Below are 23,424 nucleotides of genomic sequence, written 5' to 3'. Positions count from 1 at the left end.
AGGGTGGGCCTATTACAAATGATGGACGGGGCGGCGGCGCGCGCCGTGTGCTCTTGGGTGCGTCCTGCCTGTGGTTATCCGATTCACAATATCGGTTGCTTCGCCGTCCGTGCTAACGCTTCATGCTGCACGACAAGCTAAATCTTCGCGTTTCGCAGTCGCAGCGCGTTCGAAATGACGGAAGCTGAACTCAGGCTCATCGCAAGCGCTGCAATCATCGGCGAGAGCAGCAACCCGGTGAACGGGTAAAGCACGCCGGCCGCCAGCGGAACGCCGAATGCGTTGTACACGAACGCGAAGCCAAGGTTTTGCTTCATGTTGGCGACCGTTGCCTCGGATAGCTCTCGCGCACGCGCAATACCGCGCAAGTCGCCCTTGACGAGCGTCACTTGCGCACTGCTCATCGCCACGTCCGTGCCCGTTCCCATCGCAACGCCGACATCGGCTTTCGCGAGTGCCGGAGCATCGTTGATACCGTCCCCAGCCATCGCCACGACATGTCGGGCTTGCTGAAGCTGTGTCACCAGTTCGAGCTTGTCGGCAGGCTTCACCTCGCCATGGAACTCATCGATGCCGAGCTTCTCGGCGACGGCCTTGGCAGTGACCACGCCATCGCCGGTCGCCATCACGACGCGAATACCGTTCTCCTTCAATGTCGAAAGCGCCTCCGGCGTCGTCGCCTTTATCGGGTCCGCGACTGCCAGCAGTCCGGCCAGGCCGCCATCGGCCGCCAAGTACATGACACTGGCGCCTTGCGCGCGCATACCGTCCGCCTCCTTGGCCAGGGATTCCACAGAGACAGCGTCAGTCTGCATCAGCGCGGTGTTGCCAAGCGCGAGTGTTCTGCCGGCGACCAGTCCTCGCACGCCAATGCCCGTCGCAGATTCAAAATTGTCCGGGCGGTCCAAAGTGAAATTCTTCTCACGCGCAGCGGCAACGATGGCTGCGGCAAGCGGATGCTCACTACCTTGGTCCAGACTCGCCGCCAGACGAAGCACTTCATCGCTCGTGTATCCGTTTGTGCCCACGGCCTGCTCGAAAGCTGGACGCCCCTCGGTCAGCGTTCCCGTCTTGTCGACAATGAGCACATCGACCTTGCGCAGATTTTCGATCGCGGCTGCATCTCGAAAGAGAATCCCGGTTGTGGCGCCTTTGCCGCTTGCGACCATGATCGACATCGGCGTCGCAAGGCCCAGCGCACACGGGCACGCGATGATGAGCACCGCCACCGCATTGATTAGACCGAATACCCAGCTAGGCTGGGGTCCAAAGATGCCCCACACAATGAAAGTGAGAAGCGCGACGCTGACGACCCCGACGACAAACACCCCGGCTACCTTGTCCGCCATACGTTGCATGGGCGCCCGAGACCGTTGCGCCTGCGCGACCATCTGGACGATTTGCGACAGTACGGTCTCGGAGCCGACCTTTTCTGATCGAATGACGAGACTGCCCGTCGCGTTCATCGTTGCGCCAATGACGTGGTCCCCAACGCGCTTCGTGACGGGAATGGGCTCGCCAGTAATCATGGACTCGTCCAGCGAACTCGAGCCATCGGTCACCACGCCATCCGTGGGGACTTTCTCGCCGGGTCGCACGCGAAGCAGGTCGCCCACATGCACATGGGACAACGGAACGTCTTCCTCGGAGCCGTCGGGGTTGATGCGTCGGGCGGTCTTGGGGGCGAGCCCGAGCAGCGCCTTGATGGCTGCGGATGTTTGCGAGCGGGCCTTCAGTTCGAGCAATTGCCCGACAAGCGTCAGCGAAATGATGACCGCCGCCGCTTCAAAATACACGCTGACTCGGCCGTGCGCGCTGTACGTTTCAGGAAATACGCTGGGGAAAAGGGTGGCGATGACACTGTAGATATAAGCCGCGCCTGTCCCTAGCCCGATGAGCGTCCACATGTTGGGGCTGCGGTTCATGAATGAGCGCACGCACCGTTCAAAAAACGGCAGGCCTGCCCACAGGACGACTGGCGTAGAGACGATGAACTCGACCCAGTTTTCGGTGCCGGCGTTCATCAGTCCGAGGCGATGGCCAAACATCGCCAGCACGAAAACTACGACGGTCAGTGGCAACGTCCACCAGAACCGGCGTCGGAAATCCACCAGTTCCGGATTCTCACCATCGTCGACGCTGGGCAGAATCGGTTCGAGCGCCATGCCGCACTTCGGACATTGCCCGGGATGGTCCTGGCGAATTTCCGGGTGCATCGGGCACGTGTAGATGGTGCCCTCACGAACTTCGTGTGGCTGCTGATGGTCCTGATGGTGATGAGCATGCGCGTCGTGTCCGTGCCTCGCGCAAGGGTCGTGCTCGTCCGTCTCAGGTGCGTCATGCCCGCCCGGTGACGCGTGCCCGGAAATCCGGTGACGGTGAGGCTCGTCTGCTCCATGTTGACCGCTCATCTTGACGCTCCTTTTCTACTCTCCGCCAGCACCATGCGGATTCCTCGCGATTCACGGTTCTCATATCCGGTATCTATCCTGGGTCAACCGCAATGCGGTTGACCGGCCAACTGCTGAATCTTCAACCTTCCCACAATGGGAAAGTCAAGAGCGCCATATTGCGAGTATCGGCCTATGGGCTCGGCCGCGGATGGGCTCTCGAGTGCTGCCAAGAGTTTCGGCATTTCTGTCTGGCGTTCGCTTCCCGGTGCATCGAGCAGGCCCACCTTGCAGGCCACGACCGGACGGGTGAAACCCGGCGGCTACTACGGCCCGATAGGCTTCGGCGGGTACAAGGAGTCTCGGGGGAAGCCAAGCTGGCACCGACGGCGCAGGACCCCGCGCTTGCACGGCGACTCTGGGATGCATCGGTCGCAGCCACCGGCATCGATCCGGGGCTTGCGGCGGTGCGCTGACAACGCCTTCGCCGAGAGCCGGTCAGCCCTCCGGAGCGCGCCGCAATCTACCGCGCCTTGAGTTCCCACAATGCGTCGAGCACGTGCTGTGTCGCGCGCTCGATCGGGCCCGCCCGATGGGCAATGCCCAGCTCCCGCGAGAGGGCTGGGCGCAGCGGACGCATCACAATGCGCGCATTCGACTGCGGCGCCCCCGCCTCATGCGGCAAGAGCGCCGCGCCATAGCCTGCGGCGACAAGGCTCTTGATTGCGTCGTTGAAATTGAGTTCGATCCGCGGCACCGGCCGGTAGCCGCCCAACGCGAACCATTCCGATATGAGCCGCGACAGGCGCGTTGTCGCATCGTTGAGAATCAGGGGTTGCTTCGCGAGCCACGCGGGCGTAATTCGGGCCGGGCAACGCCAGTCGGCAGGCAGGAAGGCCATGACCGGATCGCGGCGCCACGACCGGATCGCGAGTCCCGCGACCGGGGATTGCGGCAGGGCGACGAGCCCCACATCGAGCGTGCCTTGCGCGAGCCGCGCCAGCGTCTCCTGCGACGTGAGTACCGCGATCTGCACGTCGATGTCCGGGTACTGCTCGCGAAGTTGCGCTACCGACTGCGGCAACAAATGCGCGATCGCGCCGGTAGACGCGCCCAGGCGTACGCGCCCGGCCAGCCCCTGCACCTGCCGGCTGAGGTCGTCCAGCGTCGACTCGATCTCTGCAAGCAGATGGCGCGCCCGCTCCACCAGCACTTCGCCGATTGCCGACGGCCGCACGTCCCCTCGCTTGCGGGACAGCAACGGGGCACCGACGCGGTCTTCCAGTTCGGCGATGTGGAGGCTGACAGTCGGTGGTGCGAGATGCAGCAGCCGCGCCGCAGCTAAAAAGGACCCGTGGTCCGCGATCGCAACCAGCGTGCGCAGGCGGTCGAGACTGATCTCGCGCATCGAAATTCTCCAGTTTGGAAAATCTGAATCAGCTGCTCAGAAAATTCAACTTTTCCTATTCAGGTCAGTAGGCGGATGATACAGCCTCCCCCGCATGATCGAATTCGAGGAGCGCAGCCACTATGAGCCTACCTACAGTTTTTATTGACGGCGACCAGGGCACCACTGGGCTGCAGATCCATGAGCGTCTGGGCGAGCGCGCCGACTTGCGGCTCGTCGCGCTGCCCGCCGCGGAGCGCAAGGACCCGCGGCGGCGAGCGGAAGCGATCAACGCATGTGACATCGCAATTTTGTGCCTGCCCGACGCCGCCGCGCGCGAATCAGTCAGTTTCATCCGGAATCCGCATGTGCGCGTGATCGATGCGAGCTCAGCCCATCGCACCCAGCCTGATTGGGTTTATGGCTTCCCGGAAATGGCCGACGGGCACGCACAGAGAATCATGGAGGCCCAGCGCGTTACCAATCCGGGCTGCTATCCGACGGGAGCGATCGCCTTGCTGCGGCCGCTTTTAGAGGCCGGCCTGCTGCCGCACGACTACCCCGTGGCGATCCACGCGATCTCCGGCTACTCGGGGGGCGGACGAGCAGCAGTCGACGCATACGAGTCGGACGGCGCCTCGCGTGCAGCACCCGTTCAGGTCTATGGCCTCGCACTCGAACACAAGCACACGCCGGAGATCGAACTGTACGCGGGGCTCGCGCACCGTCCGTTCTTCGTACCGGCCTACGGCGCGTACCGGCAAGGGATCGTTCTCACCGTGCCGATTGAGTTGCGCCTGCTCTCGGCCCGTGTGGACGGCGAGCGGTTGCACGAATGCCTGGCGCATCGATATGCACACGCGCGTCATGTCGAGGTCATGCCACTAGCGGATGCGGACGCGCTAACGCATCTCGATCCGCAAGCGCTGAACGGAACCAACAACCTCCGGCTCGGCGTATTCATCAATGCGGACCGTGGCCAGGTGCTACTGTCCGCCGTCTTCGACAACCTCGGTAAAGGCGCATCCGGCGCGGCCGTACAAAACCTGGATCTGATGCTCGCCGCATAAGCGGCGACAATGTCGGCCCACCGTGATGGCGGCCGAGGCGATCGAATTGTCCCATCCATTGGCCCGCGTCTTCGGCACATTGTGCTTGGGATGCCGTTTCCCAGGTTCGTCTTCCTATTCCGGCATGCCGGCCTCGGCTTTTTTCAGAAACCCGATGATTTAGTCTTCCGTAAAGCGCTTTTTCATGCTCGTCTTCTTCTCCGAAAACGGACTTTACTAGGTTCTGACTGGCTTGGTTTGTTGGGGGCAGGTCACACGTTGCGTGCCCCCTGTGGCTGACGCCTTACTAGCGTGGCGGCGAGACAGAACATGATGTTTCTTTACCGAGCCCACCGGTTGAATGCTAGCATCCAACCGGCGGGCGGGCGCGAACATTAAGCCCCCGCGAAAGGCGTAGTGTCGCGCTAGCCCCATCGTTGGCCATCGGTAGCCGGTCTTCTATGCCGGCGAAGGGACACTATTCCAACTCTGAGGTCGTTGGCAAAGTCTCTTCGCATCGGCATTCGCGCAGCCCGCCAGCGGCTCTACCGCCGTACACAATTCGTGTGCGGTCTACGAGCTGCCTCCGAAGTCGCACGTTCGCTTTTCGTCATCCATTAGCCCGCCAATCCTAGACATCACAGCATTCTGAGTACGCTCCACGCTATTGACGAGGGGGTCACGTTCAACCTCTTCTAGCAAGTGCGACGACGACTGCATTGGACTGCTCCGCGACATTTGCTCCTTTCTTTCATTGGCTAAGCTTTTCCAATCCTCCCACAGAGACGCAATGAGTTCGTCGTGCTGCTTACACCAAACCATCCGAGCCTCTCGATTGCTAACCGCAGCGGTCAGACGGACGTTCTCCGCTTCAGACTTTTCGAGCTGAGCCTGCCGAGTCGCGGCCAAAGACTCCCAGTGCCGCGCAGCGTCGAGCTCGGATTTCGGCGCCACGACGTAAGGTCCGCCAGACATAAACCCACTCCAGCTCGGTAGCTTGACTGCCAGTCCGATGACGAGCAGTACGCCCGCTCCGAACGAGAGTGGACTAACGCGAAACGCGCGGAAAATGAACTTTCTAAACCAACTCGATTCTGCCATCGGTTAATCCCCAGTAGTCTGTCAAGACAGAAGAACTATCGGCAGAAACGGTGCCGGCTTTAGCCATAGCCCGACCTTTGCTTTTGTCTTTTCCGCTTTTTGTCAACGGCGCCCAGAAGCGCGAGGCCTGACCGCGGCGACCGAGTATTGCAGTTGTACAATCAACAGGACGGGGCTCCACGGAAGAAATCGAGATGAGCGCGGACAGCGAATTGTGCGGCGCATGCGCGCGGGTTGAGGTGTTGCTCGGGCACGACATCGAAGAACCAACGGAATTACGATTTCTCCAGAGGCTCCGCGCGGACCTTGAGAGTAGCGGCGAGCCAGCACTAGTCCTGGGGAATTTTTATTGCGGACTTCGTCGTACCCAGGTGGACTTCGTCGTAGTCACGAGGCGTGGCGCCACGGTCATCGAGATAAAGGGCTACCGGCTACCTGTCGAGGGTGGGGTCAACGGGCAGTGGGTATCGCTGTTTCCCGGAGGAGCGCGTCGGACAATCGTTTCCAAAAATCCATTCCAGCAAGCGCTGGACGCTCGATATGCCGTTGCAGACGCGCTCGCGAAGATAGCCGCCGTTGACTCGGTCAGTGCAAAGCGAGCGGTTGGTGGAAGCCTTTGCTTGTTCCCCGAGCCTCTAGTGGGCTCCAATATTCCGGAAAGCAACTTCAAGTGTACGGTCGGCGGTTATCGTCAGCTCTTGTCCCAAATACAGGGGGCACGCGAGGGGGCGATATCGCTTGATACGTGGCGCGAGTTTGCCAGCCAAATCGGCCTGACTCCGCACTCGGATGTATGCCATAGCGAGTGGGAAAGCTTTGCGGCCGAGTACAACTCTCAGTGGCAGGCAACCACTGCCGCGACCAGCAGACCGTTCGTCCCGTTGCCACTCTTGATGGATGAGCGCGCGGTCCCCCTTGCTGAATGCGTGCAGCAACTGCATGAAGGCAACAATCTGTTGGTCGTCGGCCCGTCAGGTTCAGGAAAGTCAAGGGTGCTGGAGGAGTTGTCGACGCTTGTGGGCTCGGCCTGCATCCTGCCCATATCGGTTGAGGCACGCGTCTTTTGCGGAAATCTTCGACCGCTCTTAGAGCGGTCGGTCTCCCTAGCGACGAACTATACGCTGGCCGATGTATTGCGATGCTCGCGTCGCAGCGCTAATGCTGCGGTTGTGCTCGTCGACGGCTTCAATGAATGTCCGTCTGAGCATCGACAAGCTCTCATACGCGCGCTCTTTGCTTTGCGTCGCCGCTACGGTGTCCGCGTGGTTGTATCTAGCCAGAACGAGATGCCCGTGCCATGGTTGCCAAGTGCCCTTGCAAAGGTACCGGTGCCAAGTTCTTCGCATTTGAGAGGGGTGCTTGAATCACACCTTGGTCGGAGCATTGTTGAAACTGAAGAACATGCGTTGGAAGTCGTTGCTACGGCGCATGACGCCGAGATACTTGCGAGCGTTATAAGCAATCTAGCCTATTTGGACGGGCGATTTTCGCTGTACGCGGCCTTTACTCGGCAACTCCTAGGTTGCCAAGCGCCTGCAGGACATCCTGCTCTCGCCCGCTTGGCTGCTCGGATGCGCGAGCGGTTTCTTTCCAGTCTTTCTGAGCACGAGTTACTCCGCGAACTCACTTCGTTGCTTGAATCGGAGACTGCAGCCACGCGGGTGTGGGAAGTCGCAAGAGATTCCGGCGTGATGGTAGTCCGGTCCGGCCGGGCATTCTTTCGACACGACCTCCTCGGCGACTATTTCAGTACCGTCTCGCTGTTGGCGCAATGCAAGGACGCCGGCGCGAAGGTTCGTGCATTAGACAGGCCAATCAATTCACCGCTGCTTGAGTTCGCTGTTGGTGCGTGTGAGACCCTTTCCGATGTGGGGATGCTATTGCAATCGGCTTCGTCCGAGTTGTTGATGGCATGCCTGGACGGGAAGTGTGGTGCCAAGGCCAAGTCGTATGTCCTCGACCGAGTACGAGATGTGCTGGATGTGGTCGTCAGTGACTATCGTCGACTGGTAGTCGAGCTTGTTACAGATGGTGACGGTCGGCATCACGTCAATGTTCGCTTGCCGGATAGCGAGGAGACACCTTCGTACGGTAACTTTATGGCAGTCGTCCCGTACGCACTGCGCCACGGCGTGTTGCAGGACGTATTGCGAACGTTTGGACAGGTGGACCGGTACATCCGGGACGCAGCTGAGCACTTGCGCGCCCAACATTCGGATATCAAGATTGCATTTCGCCGGCGAGCCTATAACGCCATTTACGGTTCGCCCGGTGACCTGCTAGTCAGAGCAATGCGCGATATCCAGCAAGGCCTCTCGTTACTGTACCGACGTAGCGCACCGGGTGCCCTAAGTGCGGCATTGTGGGAGAGGCTCTCACGTCCAGCAGACCTATCACCGGGGCAGTTGCTCGTCGTCACGGCCGTACTAGGTCAGCTTGACCTACAACCGAGTTGCGTCCCGGTGAACTTCCCAATCGTAGCTCAACAACTCTGGGACACCGGGCTTCAGCGATTGCGCTCGGAGGTCGTCCAACTCGCACGGCGCATCGGTCCGCAACTTGATGCCCAACAGCGAGACGAACTTCGGGACACGCTAAGCTCGTGGCTCAGCGATAGCGATATCTTCACTAACTCGATGGTTTTCGATGCCTTGCAGGGTGTAGGCGGTCCAGAGACGGACCTTTCCGTCGAGTCTGCCTACGAAGAGTTTCTTGACGTGCTAAGGATGCAGCACTCGGAATCGGCATGCGAGCGTGCGATGCACATGTATGTGTGCACGTTCGACCATCCTTGCGAAGAGCTCTACGCAGAGGCGTTCAACGAGCGGCTGGCGGATAGTGAGCGGCAAGAACTGCTACTTCGAGCGGCGGCAGCCTCATATTCTGACTTGACAACCCCGATGGTTATCGCGGAGCTAGCGCGATACCCTGTTCCTGCTGCCGTACAGTGCTTCAAAAAGTTTGCGCAAGCCCCCGAGATGGGCGGCGCATGGGTGGAATCGGCGGTAGAAACGTACTTGCGGTCAATCAAGGCACTTGCCGAGATGGGCGTTCCGTTCGAATTCGCGGACGGTGTCGTCGCCGGTACGTCGGCCTGGAGCCAGGCTGCGCCGCTTCTGCACTTGCTGTGCTCACGCTTGGGCGACCCGGAAGGTAAGCAGTTGGCTCTTCTGTGGGAGCAACTCGAGAACTGCGGTGTCGGACGCGCATTCGACGTGGTCATGCGTACTGAAACGAGCTTCATGTTCCACGGGAAGGACACCAAAATTTCGTTTGTACCCGCGTGTAACGATGGGGTGCGCAGATTGGCGCGTGCCGTATTGAGCTCCGACTACCAATCAGAGACCGAATTCGAGCGACTGTCACAATGGCACGACGTTACGAGTGAGCATCGGGTTTTTGCGTTGCAGGTGTTGGGGCACATTGGTCGGAAAACCGACATCGAACTGGTCAGGGACTGGACTGAGGATGCGACTCTCGGACCACACGCGATTGCTGCTGCGAGGGCACTTGAATCCCCGACATGGGTGGTGGATGCCGGCGGTTCTCGCTAAGAAAAATGCCAATGTATACGAGGTAAGAATGGACGAGTCGGGCTCGAAGGAGTTGGATGTCGACGCGTGGTTTGCCGCAAGACCGACATTGACCGAGGAGCGCAGCCACCCAAATCACTGGTTCAATCGCGCGGCTGACCTGCATGCGTCGGCAGGCGCCCTGTGGTACTCAATGGAAAATGATGGACGCCACGGCATCGGCGAAGAGCTGGGCTTCTCGAAAGATTTCAGTATGAATGTCGCGTGTTACCCCGTTTACCAACAAACCAGCGAAGCGGTGCGGGTGCTTGCGGAGAATTGGCCGCAGTATTACGCGGGAGGAGCGGTTGAGTGTCCGCTAGTGAGAGACGGCGGCCGCCCGCGCTGAGTGTTCGAGAGGGGGGAAGTAAACGGAGCCTGCGCGCCTGGAAACAACGGGCGTTCCGGTGCTTGTCTCGCGGCAGACGAAGGCCAAACGGGAGCTTGGGAATGTCTTAGGCGCAGCGCCGGTATAAACCCGATGCACTAAACGCTCGGTCGCGACTTGCGCACCGTAACGACGACTCGGGAACTGGGCCGCCCCGCATCCAGTTCTCGAGTCGTCGACGCTTGGGGCTGAGAGCGCGACAAAAGCATCATTTCTCGCTTTTCACAACCCCGACCACATGAAAAGCCTTTAAATCAATAAGTTATCGATGACCGTCACAACATGTGTGTCACAGAAATCACAACTATGATTGTCATCGGTCAAGAGACAGTTACGGTATTCCCCCCTCACTCCACCGTAACCGACTTAGCCAAATTCCGCGGCTTATCGACATCCGTCCCACGCGCACAAGCCGTGTGATACGCCAACAACTGCAGCGGCACCACATGAAGAATCGGCGAGAGCATTCCATAATGCTCGGGCATCCGAATCACGTGAATGCCTTCTCCATTCCCGATCCGCGTATCCGCATCGGCAAACACATACAGCTGCCCACCGCGGGCCCGCACTTCCTGAATATTCGATTTCAGCTTTTCGAGCAGCGCGTCGTTCGGCGCCACCGTCACCACCGGCATCGCCTCCGTCACGAGCGCGAGCGGCCCGTGCTTGAGCTCTCCAGCCGGATAAGCTTCCGCATGAATATACGAAATTTCCTTGAGCTTCAACGCACCTTCTAGCGCGATCGGGAAGTGCATGCCACGCCCGAGGAACAGCGCATTTTCCTTGCGTGAAAACTCTTCCGACCAGGCGATGATTTGCGGCTCCAGCGCCAGCACGCTGTTCAATGCCGCGGGCAAATGCCGCAAGCTCTTCACATACTGCGCCTCGAGCTGAGCATCCACATGCCCGCGCAGCTTACCGAGCGTCACCGCCAGCACAAAAAGCCCAACGAGCTGCGTGGTAAAGGCCTTCGTCGAAGCCACACCGATCTCGCGCCCGGCCCGCGTCATAAACGCCAGTTCCGTCAAACGCACCATCGCGCTCGTCGAAACATTGCAAATCGCGAGCGTATGCTTATGCCCCAACTCCTGCGCATGCTTGAGCGCCGCAAGCGTATCGGCCGTCTCGCCCGATTGTGAAATCACCACCACCAGCGCCTTCGGGTTCGGCACCGACTCGCGGTAGCGATACTCGCTGGCAATCTCCACCTGCGTCGGAATTTTCGCAATCGATTCGAGCCAATACTTCGCGGTCAGCCCCGAGTAATAGCTCGTGCCGCAAGCCAGAATCAGCAAGCTGTCGATCTCGCGAAACGCCGCTTCGGCGCCTTCGCCAAACAGCGCAGGGTCAAGCGTATCGCCCTGCGGCAACGTATCGGAGATCGCGCGCGGCTGCTCGAAGATCTCCTTTTGCATGAAGTGCCGATACGGCCCGAGTTCAACGGCACCGCCATAAGCGTGAACCGTGCGAACTTCGCGCTGGGCGTCCTGCCCGGCACGATCGCAAATGCGCACGCCGTCGAGCGTCAGCTCGCAAACATCGCCCTCTTCCAGGAACATGAACCGGTCCGTGCTGCCGGCAAGCGCCAGCGCATCGGACGCCAGAAAGTTCTCGCCCTCACCCAAGCCCACGACGAGCGGCGAACCTTGTCGCGCGCCCACCACCGTATGCGGCTCGTCCTTGTGCACGACGGCGATCGCATACGCGCCATGCAGTTGCCGCGTCGCCTCGCAAACGGCCTCGTAGAGACTGCCGCGATAAAGGCTGTGCACGAGATGAGCGATCACCTCCGTATCAGTCTGCGAAACGAACTCGTAGCCCTTGCCGCGCAGCATCTCGCGCAGCGACTCGTAGTTTTCGATGATGCCGTTGTGAACGAGCGCGACGGCATCGCGCGAGAAAATCGGGTGAGCGTTGTCGGTCACCGGGGCGCCGTGCGTGGCCCAGCGCGTATGCGCGATGCCGGTCACGCCTTCGAGCCGTCCTTCATGGACTTGCGCATCGAGGTCCGCCACGCGCGACACGCTGCGCGCACGGCGCGGCGCGTCGCCGGCCAGCACGGCCACACCGCAAGAATCGTAGCCGCGATATTCGAGGCGGCGAAGTCCTTCGATGAGAACGGAGACGATATTTCGCTGCGCAACCGCGCCGACAATGCCACACATGGTTCTATCCCTTCCTCGATGAAACTTCCGCCATTTGCAGCGCACGCCGCGCGCGCGCCGGTTCGTATTCTGATCGGCCTCGTCAGCCCTTTTTCTTCACCGGACGCACGTAACCCGTTCGGGTACGCTGCGTCTTCTCATTGAGCACGAGCGTATCTTCGGGTACATCCTTCCAGACGGTCGTCCCCGCGGCAATCGTGACGCCCCGCCCAACACGCACAGGTGCCACGAGCTGCGTATCGGAGCCCACGAACACGTCGTCCTCGATCACCGTGCGATGCTTGTTCGCGCCGTCGTAGTTGCAAGTGATCGTACCGGCGCCCACATTGACCCGCGCCCCGACGTCCGCATCGCCGATATAAGTGAGGTGGTTCGCCTTGGAGCCCCGCCCGAGCGCGGCATTCTTGACTTCGACGAAGTTGCCGATGTGCACCTCGTCCGCAAGCGCCGTGCCGGGCCGCAGCCGCGCATAAGGGCCAAGTACGGTGCGCTCGCCCACGGCCGCCCCGTCGATATGCGTGAACGGCTCGATGCGCGTACCGGCGCCGATCGTTGCGTTGCGCAACACGCAGTGCGCGCCGACGCTCACGTCGTCACCGAGCGTGACCTCGCCTTCGAACACGCAGTTGACGTCGATCGAAACGTCGCGCCCGCAGCTCAATGCACCGCGCACATCGAGCCGCGCGGGATCGGCCAGCGTCACGCCGGCTTGCAGCAACGCGTCGGCGACGTTGCCTTGATGAATCCGCTCGAGCTCGGCCAGTTGCGCCTTGCTGTTCACGCCAAGGGTTTCCCATTCCTCGTCGGGCTGCGTCGTGACCACATCGAAACCGGCTTCGATGGCGCGCTCGACGACATCGGTCAAATAGTACTCACCCTGCGCGTTGTCGTTCTTCAGCGCGCCGAGCCACATCGCGAGCTGTGCCGTGGGCGTCACGACGATGCCGGTATTGATCTCGGCAATGCGCAGCTCTTCGAGCGTGGCATCCTTCTGCTCGACGATGCGCACGACGTAGCCCGCGGGGTCCCGCACGATGCGGCCGTACCCGTGAGGATCGTCGAGCGTGACCGTGAGCAGGCCATAGCGGCCGTCCACGGCTGCGTCGACGAGGCGTTTGAGCGTCGACGCCTTCGTCAGCGGCACATCGCCGTACAGCACGAGCGTGGGCTGGGCCGGATCGAGCAGCGGCAGGGCCTGCTGCACGGCGTGACCGGTGCCAAGCTGCTCATGCTGCACGGCGAACTTGATGTCCGGGGCGGCCACGGCCTGCTGGACGGCCTCGCCGCCGTGCCCGACAACGACGACGATGCGAGTCGGAGACAGCATTCGCGCCGTTTCGATGACATGGGATAGCAATGGCCGGCCGGCCAATGGGTGGAGCACTTTGGGCAACGCGGAGCGCATCCGTTTGCCGGCGCCTGCGGCCAAGACGACGATATTCATTGCGTCGACACGAATAGAGAGGTATCAGGTGCGCGATTCTAACATCGCGCTCTTTACACCAAAGCGGCACGGCACACGCTCAAGGCGCGCCCGCGCATCAGAGGTCGTCGAATTGCGCGAACGAGATCGGTTGTGCTGCGCCGGCATCCCCGCCGCCCGCTCCGTCCGCTGAACAAGGGTCATCGTCGAAAGCGATGTCTCCAAGCGGATCGGCGTTGCCCGTCGCGCGCAATCCCGCAAACGGAAAAAGCCGCGGATCCATCAAATGCGACGGCACGACGTTCGACAGCGCATTGAACATGTTCTCCACACGCCCCGGAAACCGTTTGTCCCACTCGCGAATCAGCGCTTTCATTTCCGCACGCTTCAGATTCGGCTGACTCCCGCACAGATTGCAGGGAATGATCGGAAACGCACGTAATTCGGCGTATTTCTCGAGGTCGGTCTCTTTAACATAGGCGAGCGGCCGGATCACGACGTTCTTGCCGTCGTCCGACTGCAGCTTGGGCGGCATGCCCTTGAGCTTGCCGCCGTAAAAAAGATTGAGCAACAGCGTCTGCAGGATGTCGTCGCGATGATGGCCGAGTGCGATTTTCGTGGCGCCGAGCTCGCCGGCCACACGGTAGAGAATGCCGCGCCGCAGCCGCGAGCACAGCGAACAGGTGGTCTTGCCCTCGGGCACGAGCCGCTTGACGATGCTGTAGGTGTCCTGGTTCTCGATATGGAACGGCACGTTCATGCTGCTCAGATATTCGGGCAGCACATGCTCGGGAAAGCCGGGCTGCTTTTGATCGAGGTTCACGGCCACGATATCGAAATGGATCGGCGCGCGCTCGCGCAGCCGCAGCAAAATATCGAGCAACGCGTAACTGTCCTTGCCGCCCGACATGCAGACCATGACCTTGTCGCCATCCTCGATCATGTTGAAATCGCCGATCGCCTGCCCGACCAGACGCGCAAGCCGCTTGAACAGCTTGTTGTTCTCGTAGGCTTCCTTCTGTTCGCGGCGCGTGAGCGCCTGGCGCGCTTGCCCTGCCTCGGCGTTCGCGGCGGCGTGTTCTGGCGCATTCATCTCAATCTTCCTCTTTGATGCGAAAGACTTCGACGCCCACGGCATCGCAGTCCGGATAAACGTCAGGCTTTTCGGTCGATACGCTCACGGCCCTCACCTGCGGATGCGCGAGCAGCACGCGGGCGACGTCGTCGCACAGCGTTTCCTGCAGATGGATATGGCCGCGGCCGACGCGATCGGCGATCGTCGCGCGCATGAAGTCATAGTCGACAACCTCATGAAGCTTGTCGTCGACAGGCGTCGTCTGCGCGAGCGGCACGAACAGCTCGACGTTGATGACGACGCGCTGCTCGCCGCGCTTTTCGAACTCGTGCACGCCGATATTGATGAAAACTTCGTAATTGCGCAGAAAAAGCCTGCGACAGTCGGCGAGCCGGGGGTGCAAGAGAGCGCAAACCATATTCATTCCAATCAAAAAATGCGCACCGGCGATGCCTCATCGCATCCGGCCAAGCTCGCCAATCGAGCGTCGCGCCCGGCACAGGCGCCCCGGTCTCCCGAAACGCTACTTGCCTTCGGGCGTCAAAAACATCACATCGCGCGGCAGCGGCACGAGATGCTGGCCACCATCCACGACGAGCGTCGCCCCCGTCACGCCCGACGCATCGGCGAGATAGCAGGCCGCCTGCACGATGTCCTCGAGACGCGACGCACGGCCGAGCGGCGTGACGCGGTGCGCGGCGGCAAAGCCTTCGGGCGTCTGATCGGCCGAGGGCAAGGTCAGCCCCGGTGCGATACCGACCACGCGCACTTTCGGTGCCAGCGCCTGTGCCAGCGCCACCGTTGCCGTCTGCAGCGCCGCCTTGGACAACGTGTAGGACAAATAGTCCGGATTCAGGTTGTAAAGCTTCTGATCGAGCACGTTGATGACGACACCGCGCTCGGCCTCGTCTTCGCACGCGGCCGCGGGCGTCGCCGCATGCAGTGCGCGCGCCAGTACGAGCGGCGCACCCAAGTTGACCGCCATCAGTTGCAGCAGCGTCTCGTAGCCGACGGTCACCGCCGTATCCTCGACGAAACGCGAAGCGTTGTTGACGATGCAGCGCGGTCGGCCCAGCGCGGCCGTGCAGGCCGGCACGAGCTGCGCCACGTCCTCCTCGACCGCCAGATCCGCTTCGAGCGCGCAAGCGCGGCGGCCCAGCGCGCGAATCTCGGCGACGACGCCCTCGGCCTCGCGGCCCGATGTGCCGTAATGGACGGCCACATCCCAGCCTTTTGCAGCGAAGCCGAGCGCCAGTGCCCGGCCGATGCGCCGCGCCGCGCCCGTGACGAGCACGACGCGCCCGTGCGCGCCGGCGCCACCGGCGGGAGTGGCGCGACTGGCACCTGCGTCAGGACTCGCGCGCGGATCGGATGGGGCGCTCATTTACAATGCCGGAATGAATCAGAATGCTCACAAACCCGGTAGTTTACCCGTTCCGGACGCGGACGCGCTGGCGGCCTCCCAGGCGCTCGTCGCGCTCGTTCGAGACGACATCGCGGCGGCGGGCGGCTGGCTGCCGTTCGATCGATACATGGAGCGCGTCCTGTATGCCCCGCGCCTCGGCTACTACAGCGGCGGAGCGCGCAAATTCGGCCTGCGCGCGCAAGACGGCAGCGACTTCGTCACGGCGCCCGAACTCTCCCCGCTTTTTGCGTCGACACTCGCGCGCCCCGTCGCCCAAGCGCTGGCCGAGAGCGGCACGCGCGAATTGATCGAATTCGGTGCCGGCACGGGCAAGCTCGCCGCGGGCCTGCTCACGGCACTGGACGCGCTCGGCGTGCCGTTCGACAGCTACGCCATCGTCGAGCTGTCGGGCGAGTTGCGCGAGCGCCAGCGCGAGACGATCGAGGCGCTCGCCGGGGAGCTCGCGCAGCGCGTACGCTGGCTCGATGCGCTGCCCGAGCGCTTCGCCGGTGTCGCGTTAGGCAACGAGGTACTCGATGCGATGCCGGTCAAGCTTTTCGTACGCACGGGCGGCGTATGGCATGAGCGCGGCGTCGCGACGGGCGCGGACGGAAAACTGGGCTTCGCCGACCGCCCCACCGGGCGTGAAGACGCCAACGCTGAACATGGCGGCACGGTGCTCACCGATTACGACGCCGCCGTGCTGGCCGAACTCGACGAGCGGATCGACCCGTCGATCGACTACGTAGCGGAAACGCACGCGGCTGCCGCAGCCTTCACACGCACTGTCTGCACGATGCTTTCCAGCGGCGCGGCGTTTTTCATCGACTATGGCTTTCCACGTCACGAGTACTACCATCCGCAACGTGCGCAAGGCACGCTCATGTGCCATTACCGCCACCACTCCCACGACGATCCGTTCTTTCACCCGGGATTGCAGGACATCACCGCTCACGTCGAATTCACGGCGATTGCCGTCGCGGGAACGGAAGCGGGCGCCGATCTGCTCGGCTATACGTCGCAGGCCCGGTTTCTGATGAATGCGGGCATCACGGAGGCACTGGCCGAACTCGACGCGTCCGACACGTCGCGCTTCCTGCCGGCGGCGAATGCGGTACAGAAGCTGCTATCCGAAGCCGAGATGGGCGAACTCTTCAAGGTGATCGCCTTCTCGCGCGGCATCGAGCGGACCGTGGATGCGTTCGCGCGCGGCGATCGTTCGCACACGCTATGACGTCATGAAGCGCCGGCGTCCTCGCTGAGCGCGTCGGGCGCCTGGCCCAGCGCCGCCGCCACGGCCGCGACACGCGCGCGATGCACGGCTTCCTTTATCTTCTCGGCTCCCGCGGGCTTGCCCTCCTGCGCTTGCCCCTGCCCCTGCTGCGCCTGGGCTTGGGCGATTGCCCCGGCATCCACCGCCCGGGCGGCCACGAGCGCCACGCGCAACCGCTCGGCCTGAGGATACTCGCGCATTTCGAAGCCGAGCCGCCCGCGCGCATCCGATTCGCAGGCCTGTAGCGCTTCGGCGAAGCGCGCCGGCTTGCGCAGTGCATCGGAGCGCTCCAGAAGGCGCACGAGTGCCGCCGCGCCCATCTCCATCACGCGGTGAATGTTGCCGTGCTCGCGCGCCACGAGCAGCGCCAGATCGCGGCATTCGTTCGGCACACGCAACCGCTCGCACATCGGCCTGAGCAGATCGACGCTGCGCATCTCGTGGCCGACATGTCGCGGCAAGACGTCAGCCGGTGTCGTCGCCTTGCCCAGATCGTGCGTGAGTGCGGCGAATCGCACGGCCAGCGCATAACCGCGCGCGGCGGCGTAATCGACGACCATCATCACATGCACGCCGGTATCCACTTCGGGATGGTAGTCAGCGCGCTGCGCGACACCGAAGAGCGCGTCGACCTCGGGCAGTACGCGCGCCAGCGCCCCGCAGTCGCGCAATGCCGCAAACATGCGCGAAGGCTTGTTTTCCATCAGGCCGCGCGAGATTTCCTGCCAGACGCGCTCGGGTACGAGCGCATCGACTTCGCCGGCCGCGACCATCGTTTTCATCAGCGCCAGCGTATCGGGCGCCACGTCGAAATCGTGGAAGCGGGCCGCGAAGCGCGCGAGGCGCAAAATGCGTACCGGATCTTCGACGAACGCCTCACCGACATGCCGAAACCGCTTTTCAGCGAGATCGCGCTGCCCAGCGAACGGATCGATGACAGGCCCCGTCAGTTCGCCGTCGGGCCGGACTTCGCGCGCCATCGCGTTGATGGTCAGGTCGCGCCGTGCCAGATCCTCTTCGAGCGTCACGTCCGGCGCATAGTAGAACTGAAACCCGTGATAACCGGCGGCCGTCTTGCGCTCGGTACGCGCGAGCGCGTACTCCTCCTGGGTAGCCGGATGCAGAAAAACGGGGAAGTCCTTGCCCACGGGGCGATAACCCTGCGCAACCATCTGCTCGGGTGTCGCGCCGACCACGACATAGTCGCGGTCCGACACGGGCACGCCGAGCAGTTCGTCACGAATGGCACCGCCTACAGCGTAAATCTTCATTGCGGCGTTTCGTATTTGTCGAGCCGATGCGTTTCCCGCAGGGCGCTTTCGATCCACTCCCGCACCGCCGGCAACGCGGTGATGTGCCTGGCGTAAGCGCTCGCCGCCTCGGACAGCTTCGGGGCATAGGTATTGAACCGCATGACGACCGGCGCATACATCGCATCGGCGATCGTAAACGACGCGCCAAAGAGGAAAGGACCGCCGTAGCGCGCAAGGCATTCGGACCAGATCGCATCGATGCGGGCAATGTCGGCCAACGCACCGGGCGTGGCATTGGCACCTGGCCACTTCGCCCGGATGTTCATCCACATGGCCGAACGAAGCTCGCCGAAGCCGCCGTGCATTTCGCTGGCGGCCGAGCGCGCATGCGCGCGCGCCGCGGGTTCGCGAGGCCATAGCGCCAGCTCGGGAAAGCGCTCCGCGAGCGTTTCGGCAATGGCCAGCGATTCCCATACCGACTGCCCCTCGTCGGTGACGAGGCAAGGCACCTTGCACGAGGGCGAATACTGGAGAATCCGTGCGGGCGTGGACGCTTCTCCAAGCTCGATGGAGATTTCGTCGAACGGAATGCCCGCCTGGCGCATCAGCACCCAGGGCCGCATCGACCACGAGGAATAGTTCTTGTCACCGATTACGAGTTTCATATCGCGAGTTGTGATGAGAAGGTTGAGCAAGCGACTGACTACGGCACATCACGACGGCCGTCAACGACCGGCCGTCGTACGAAACGCACTGAAGCGCGATCTGAGCGAAGCATTGCCGAGATAGGCCGGCGCGATGGCCTCCATGCTCGCCGGCTCGATGCCGAGTTCGGGTGCAAGCGGGCCGCTCAGCACGGCATCGCGCGTCATCGAATCGAGGTTGTCTCGCGTGAGCACGGCTCCCGGCAACATCTCGAACGTCATGGCCTGCATATAGGCGAGAGCATCGGGCAAACGCACGATGCGCGCGTGACGCCGCACCGCGTCCCCGCAGAACTTCACGAGCGCTTCGAGCGTATAGACCGTCGGCCCGCCCAGTTCGTAGGTGCGCCCGCTTGCCGCATCGAGATCGAGCGTGTTCACGATCGCGCTCGCCACGTCGCCGACAAAGACGGGCTGAAACTTCGCATCGGGCTTTGCGAGCGGAATCACCGGAAAGAGGCGCTGCAGTAGGGTAAAGGTATTCAGGAAGTTGTCTTGCGGCCCAAATACGACCGACGGACGAAAAATCGTCGTGGCCAGGCGCGATCCGGCGCGCACGGCTTTTTCGCCATCGCCTTTCGAGCGCAGGTACATGCTCGGCCCGGCGGGATCGGCATTGAGCGCGCTGATATGAACGAGCCGATGCACACCCTTGCCTTCGCAAGCGGCCACGATTTTCGCCGGGAGCTCGACATGCGCGCTCGCTAATTCGCGCCCGTAGGGACGGCCCCGCCCGCCATGGAGCGTGCCGACCAGGTTCACGACCGCATCGGCGCCCTCGACGAAGCGCGCGAGCGCGACAGGATCGAAGACATCGACTTCGAGCACGTCGATGGGCAGCATCGTCAGATGACGTGCGCGTGTGCGACTTCGCGTGGCCAGCCGGACGGACTTGCCCGCCGCGACGAGCGCATTGGCCAGATGTGAGCCGATAAAGCCGGAACCGCCGATCAACGCTACGGATTGATGCCGCATCTTCGCCTCCTTTCGCTATGGCCGCCGAAGCACTCGCGCGCGCAGGGCGCACAGCGAGCTGCGCACCGGGGCGGCCGCTAAGCGGCGTCAGTTTGGCAGGATGGCGCCGAGCCTGGCCTTCAGCGATTGCGGACGGCCTTCGAACAGCGCCGCGTAGTAGACCGTGTTCGACAGCACATTCTTGACGTAGTCGCGGGTCTCGTTGAACGGAATGGTCTCCGCGAAAATGGCCCCTTCGACGGCACGCGGCAACGCCGCCTGCCATTGCCGCGGCCGCCCCGGGCCGGCGTTGTAGCCGGCGGTCGCGAGCACGGCCGAACCGTCGAACTGATTGTAGATCATCGACAGATAGGTCGTGCCGAGCAGGATATTCGTGTTGATGTCGTTGAGCTCGGCCGGCGAGACGGCGCCAAGACCGATCTTCCTCGCGACCATCTTCGCGGTGCCCGGCATCAGCTGCATGAGGCCGCCCGCGCCGACACCCGAGCGCGCGTCGATGATGAAGCGCGACTCCTGACGAATGAGCCCGTAGGCCCATTCCACGTCGAGCCCGTTGGTCTGGGCATCGCGCTCGACGATATCGCGAAACGGCGACAGGTACCGCAGCGAAAAATCATGCTCGGTTCGCGTGCGATCCGCCGTGTTGACGGTGCGATCGTAAAGCTGGATTCGGCGGGCATACTCGGCCACCGCCAGCAATTGGCGGTCCGTCATCCCGCGCAGCGGCCAATTCCACTCGCGATTGCCCTCGAGCCGCAGGTTCAGCGCAAAAAAGCGCCGCGCGAGCTCGAAGCCCGGCGTCTTGGCGACAGCCTCGACTTCCGCGTCGGTCACCGTGGTCTTCGGCGGGATCTCGATCTTGCGGCCCAACTCTTCGGTGGCCAGTTGGCCATAGAAATCGAAGCGCGAGGCGATACGCTCGAATTCCTCGTTCGCCGCGGCCGTCTCGCCGGCCTGCTTCAGCGCGCGCGCGTGCCAGTAGACCCAGGCCGGCCGGCCGCGCAGCGGTGTGGGCATCTGCTCGATCGACCAGCGCACCATCGTCCAGTCGCCCGCCAGCAAGGCGCTGCGTGTGCGCCACTCATAGGCCGGGTACGAAAGCGGTGCATTCGCGGACAGGCGGAACCAATCGACCGCGCCCGGCACCTGCCGCGCCGCGGCCTGATAGCCGATCGTGCCCCAACCGATCGCACGTTCGGCGAGCGAAAGCTGCGGCGCGACCGTCGCGAATGTGGCGGCCGCCGCGGCCGCGTCGTTGCGCGCCATGACGGTGATGGCCAACAGGGCGAGCTCGTGCGAGGCGGAATCCGCGCCGATACCGTTCGCGAGCAGGAGCGGCGGCGCGCTCGTCGCCTGTTCGAAGCGCGTCGCATCGGGTCGCGCCGCGCCGAGCGCGTCGGCAATACGGCTGCCCGTCGTCGTGGCGTTCTGCTCGTAGGCGAGCAGGATCTGCTGCCACACGTCCTCGGGCGTGAATTGCTTCTCAGCCGCAAGTGCGGTGATCAGATCGACGCAGCCGTCGCCGTAATAGCGCGGCTCCACGAGCAGCGCGCGCGCCGCATCGGCCACGTATTCGCCGCGCGCGGCGCGCGACTCGAGCGCATAACATTTGATCTGCGTATCGTCGTCCAGCACGAAGCGGGCGTATTGGGCGTCGAAATTGCGCCAGTCGTGCCGCGCGCCGAGCACCGTCAGATAGTCGTTGCGCATGCGGTCGGCGAGCGCTTCGCCGTCGTGCCGCTTCAAGAAAGACAGCACGGGCTCGTCGGGCGCGTCGAGCCGGGCATGGCCCGAGCTGTCGAAAAGCTGGGGCTTGATCTGGAAGTACTCGAGATAAGACGGCGCCGGATAGTCCGGGATCATGCTCGCGAGCTGCGCGGCACGCGCCGCGTCGTTGTTGCGGGCCGCCTCGCGCAATTGCACGAAAATGCGGTCGTCGCTCATCGGAGCGAGGGCCGCGTGACGCCCGGCGGACGCCGTGCCGCACGCAACGAGTGCCGCCGCGGCGAAAGCGGAGCAAGCCGCGCGATATACTCGAAAGAAGCGTTTCGACATCATGATCGGTGGAGCAAAAATTGAGCGACAGCATAGCACGCAACGTTGCGTCGAATTCGAAAGCCGAACTGCGCAAAGCCTTGCGTGACGTGCGTCACGCGGCGGCTGCGGCAACCGGCGCGAATGCGGCGCTCGGCATGCATGTGCTCGAAGCGCTCGAGCGCTTCGCGCCGCACACGGTGGGGTTCTATTGGCCGCTGCCGGGGGAATTCGATGCACGCGACGCACTCTCGCGCTGGCTCGCGCAAGACGTTCGTCGGCAAGCCGCTTTGCCCGTCATCACGATGAAAGGCCATGCCCTCGTTTTTCATGCATGGGCACCCGATACGCCGATGCGAATCGGCCATCACCGGATACCCGAGCCGCTCGACACACCCGCCGTGTTGCCCGACCTGCTGCTGATTCCATGCGTGGGCTTCGATGACGAAGGCTACCGGCTCGGCTACGGCGGCGGCTATTACGATCGAACACTGGCCGGATGGCCAGGCACGAGCCGTCCAGCGACCGTCGGCATTGCCTATGACGCCTGCCGCATCGCCTCGCTGCCGCGCGAGCTGCACGATCTGCCGCTCGATGCCATCGTCACCGAAACGGGCGAACGCGCGCGCTTTACGACCTGAGCGCGCCCGCGCCAACGAAGGAACCGAGCGCCGCCGCGCCGCTACAGCGAAGCCGCCGCGCGCGCAGCCGTATCGTAAAGGCCCGATGCGTTTCGCATGAGTTGCGCCGCCGCGCCGATCTGCTCATTGACGAGGCCGCTTTCCTTGAGCGCGGCGATGAGGCAACGCTCGCGGACATCGCGGTACCGCGCGCAGAGCTCGCGCCCGGTGGCGGTCGCCGAGAAGAACACTTCCTTGCCTGTCTTTTCGCTTTTTACATACCCTCTAGCCACGAGCTTCTTCAACGCATACGTGGCGACGTGCGTATCCTCGATGTTCAGCACGAAGCAGATGTCGGCGAGCTTCTTTTTGCGGTCCCGATGGCTCACGTGGTGCAGCAACGACACCTCGACAGGCGTCATGTCCTTGCCGCCGGCGGCTGCCATGCAGCGCACCATCCAGCGATTGAACGCATTGCTCGCCATGATGAGTCCATACTCGAACTCGGACAGCTCGGCACTGGTCTCGGAAACGAGGTGCTCCGAGGACACGATCTTGGTCGGTTGACGCGACATGGCAGCCACTTTGAATACGACGAAACGATGATGGT

17 protein-coding genes are annotated in these 23,424 nt (G+C 62.7%); 5 read left to right on the top strand and 12 right to left on the bottom strand.

Annotated elements, in window-relative coordinates; all coding sequences use genetic code 11:
• Window positions 1–137: 137 nt before the first annotated feature.
• Entirely contained in the window at window positions 138–2,411 is a 2,274-nt protein-coding gene (locus ACO1XS_RS00940) for a copper-transporting P-type ATPase (protein WP_414720234.1), read from the bottom strand.
• 502 nt (window positions 2,412–2,913) lie between these two features.
• Window positions 2,914–3,798 carry a LysR family transcriptional regulator gene (locus tag ACO1XS_RS00935; RefSeq protein WP_486389818.1) on the bottom strand — a complete coding sequence of 295 codons (885 nt, stop codon included), beginning with the start codon at window positions 3,796–3,798 and terminating at the stop codon, window positions 2,914–2,916.
• Between the two features lie 122 nt (window positions 3,799–3,920).
• Here ACO1XS_RS00935 and argC point away from each other — a divergent pair, with 122 nt between their 5' ends.
• The 3 genes from argC (at window position 3,921) to ACO1XS_RS00920 (ending at window position 9,848) form a co-directional block, all read left to right on the top strand.
• On the top strand, window positions 3,921–4,847 hold the full coding sequence (gene argC, locus ACO1XS_RS00930) for an N-acetyl-gamma-glutamyl-phosphate reductase (RefSeq protein ID WP_486389817.1): 927 nt from the start codon (window positions 3,921–3,923) through the stop codon (window positions 4,845–4,847).
• A gap of 1,274 nt (window positions 4,848–6,121) precedes the next feature.
• Window positions 6,122–9,481, top strand: coding sequence for an NERD domain-containing protein (locus ACO1XS_RS00925; RefSeq protein ID WP_486389816.1), 3,360 nt, complete (start codon window positions 6,122–6,124; stop codon window positions 9,479–9,481).
• Window positions 9,482–9,509: 28 nt separating this feature from the next.
• Window positions 9,510–9,848, top strand: a complete 339-nt coding sequence (locus ACO1XS_RS00920; RefSeq protein WP_486389815.1) for a hypothetical protein — start codon at window positions 9,510–9,512, stop codon at window positions 9,846–9,848.
• A gap of 386 nt (window positions 9,849–10,234) precedes the next feature.
• On the opposite strand, the gene glmS is transcribed toward ACO1XS_RS00920, so the two are convergent.
• From glmS to ACO1XS_RS00895, 5 genes are all read right to left on the bottom strand, one after another.
• Complete coding sequence (gene glmS / locus ACO1XS_RS00915) at window positions 10,235–12,052, bottom strand: glutamine--fructose-6-phosphate transaminase (isomerizing) (protein ID WP_486389814.1); 1,818 nt, start codon at window positions 12,050–12,052, stop codon at window positions 10,235–10,237.
• 82 nt (window positions 12,053–12,134) lie between these two features.
• Window positions 12,135–13,496: a bifunctional UDP-N-acetylglucosamine diphosphorylase/glucosamine-1-phosphate N-acetyltransferase GlmU gene (gene glmU, locus ACO1XS_RS00910; protein ID WP_331572044.1), complete on the bottom strand. Its 1,362-nt coding sequence runs from the start codon at window positions 13,494–13,496 to the stop codon at window positions 12,135–12,137.
• A 97-nt stretch (window positions 13,497–13,593) separates the two neighbouring features.
• A complete protein-coding gene (ttcA, locus tag ACO1XS_RS00905; RefSeq protein ID WP_331572046.1) occupies window positions 13,594–14,568 on the bottom strand; it encodes a tRNA 2-thiocytidine(32) synthetase TtcA in 975 nt (324 codons plus the stop codon).
• A gap of 1 nt (window position 14,569) precedes the next feature.
• Window positions 14,570–14,968, bottom strand: coding sequence for a dihydroneopterin aldolase (locus ACO1XS_RS00900; RefSeq protein WP_331572048.1), 399 nt, complete (start codon window positions 14,966–14,968; stop codon window positions 14,570–14,572).
• A gap of 105 nt (window positions 14,969–15,073) precedes the next feature.
• Complete coding sequence (locus ACO1XS_RS00895; protein WP_331572050.1) at window positions 15,074–15,934, bottom strand: SDR family oxidoreductase; 861 nt, start codon at window positions 15,932–15,934, stop codon at window positions 15,074–15,076.
• 13 nt (window positions 15,935–15,947) lie between these two features.
• On the opposite strand from ACO1XS_RS00895, the gene ACO1XS_RS00890 reads away from it, so the two are divergent.
• The gene (locus ACO1XS_RS00890; RefSeq protein WP_331572051.1) at window positions 15,948–17,189 is read left to right on the top strand and encodes a class I SAM-dependent methyltransferase; all 1,242 of its coding nucleotides are present in this window, start codon (window positions 15,948–15,950) and stop codon (window positions 17,187–17,189) included.
• A gap of 2 nt (window positions 17,190–17,191) precedes the next feature.
• On the opposite strand, the gene ACO1XS_RS00885 is transcribed toward ACO1XS_RS00890, so the two are convergent.
• The 4 genes from ACO1XS_RS00885 to ACO1XS_RS00870 all read right to left on the bottom strand — a co-directional run bounded on the left by ACO1XS_RS00885 (window position 17,192) and on the right by ACO1XS_RS00870 (window position 22,215).
• Window positions 17,192–18,499, bottom strand: a complete 1,308-nt coding sequence (locus tag ACO1XS_RS00885; protein WP_486389813.1) for a multifunctional CCA addition/repair protein — start codon at window positions 18,497–18,499, stop codon at window positions 17,192–17,194.
• Window positions 18,496–19,146 (bottom strand): glutathione S-transferase family protein, encoded by a 651-nt coding sequence (locus ACO1XS_RS00880; protein WP_331572055.1) that lies wholly within the window; start codon window positions 19,144–19,146, stop codon window positions 18,496–18,498. Before ACO1XS_RS00880 ends, ACO1XS_RS00885 begins: the two co-directional genes overlap by 4 nt.
• 60 nt (window positions 19,147–19,206) lie before the next feature.
• Entirely contained in the window at window positions 19,207–20,160 is a 954-nt protein-coding gene (locus ACO1XS_RS00875; RefSeq protein WP_486389812.1) for a complex I NDUFA9 subunit family protein, read from the bottom strand.
• Window positions 20,161–20,247: 87 nt separating this feature from the next.
• Window positions 20,248–22,215 (bottom strand): lytic transglycosylase domain-containing protein, encoded by a 1,968-nt coding sequence (locus tag ACO1XS_RS00870; protein WP_486389834.1) that lies wholly within the window; start codon window positions 22,213–22,215, stop codon window positions 20,248–20,250.
• 20 nt (window positions 22,216–22,235) lie between these two features.
• Between ACO1XS_RS00870 and ACO1XS_RS00865 the strand changes: the two genes are divergently transcribed.
• Window positions 22,236–22,835, top strand: coding sequence for a 5-formyltetrahydrofolate cyclo-ligase (locus tag ACO1XS_RS00865; protein ID WP_486389811.1), 600 nt, complete (start codon window positions 22,236–22,238; stop codon window positions 22,833–22,835).
• 41 nt (window positions 22,836–22,876) lie between these two features.
• Here the strand turns inward: ACO1XS_RS00865 and ACO1XS_RS00860 are convergent, their stop codons facing one another.
• The gene (locus ACO1XS_RS00860) at window positions 22,877–23,389 is read right to left on the bottom strand and encodes a winged helix DNA-binding protein (RefSeq protein ID WP_331572061.1); all 513 of its coding nucleotides are present in this window, start codon (window positions 23,387–23,389) and stop codon (window positions 22,877–22,879) included.
• Window positions 23,390–23,424 lie beyond the last annotated feature (35 nt).

This window comes from Trinickia sp. (genome assembly GCF_057351765.1).
Note: the sequence above shows the minus strand (reverse complement) of the source record. Positions and strands in the feature narration are given on the sequence as shown.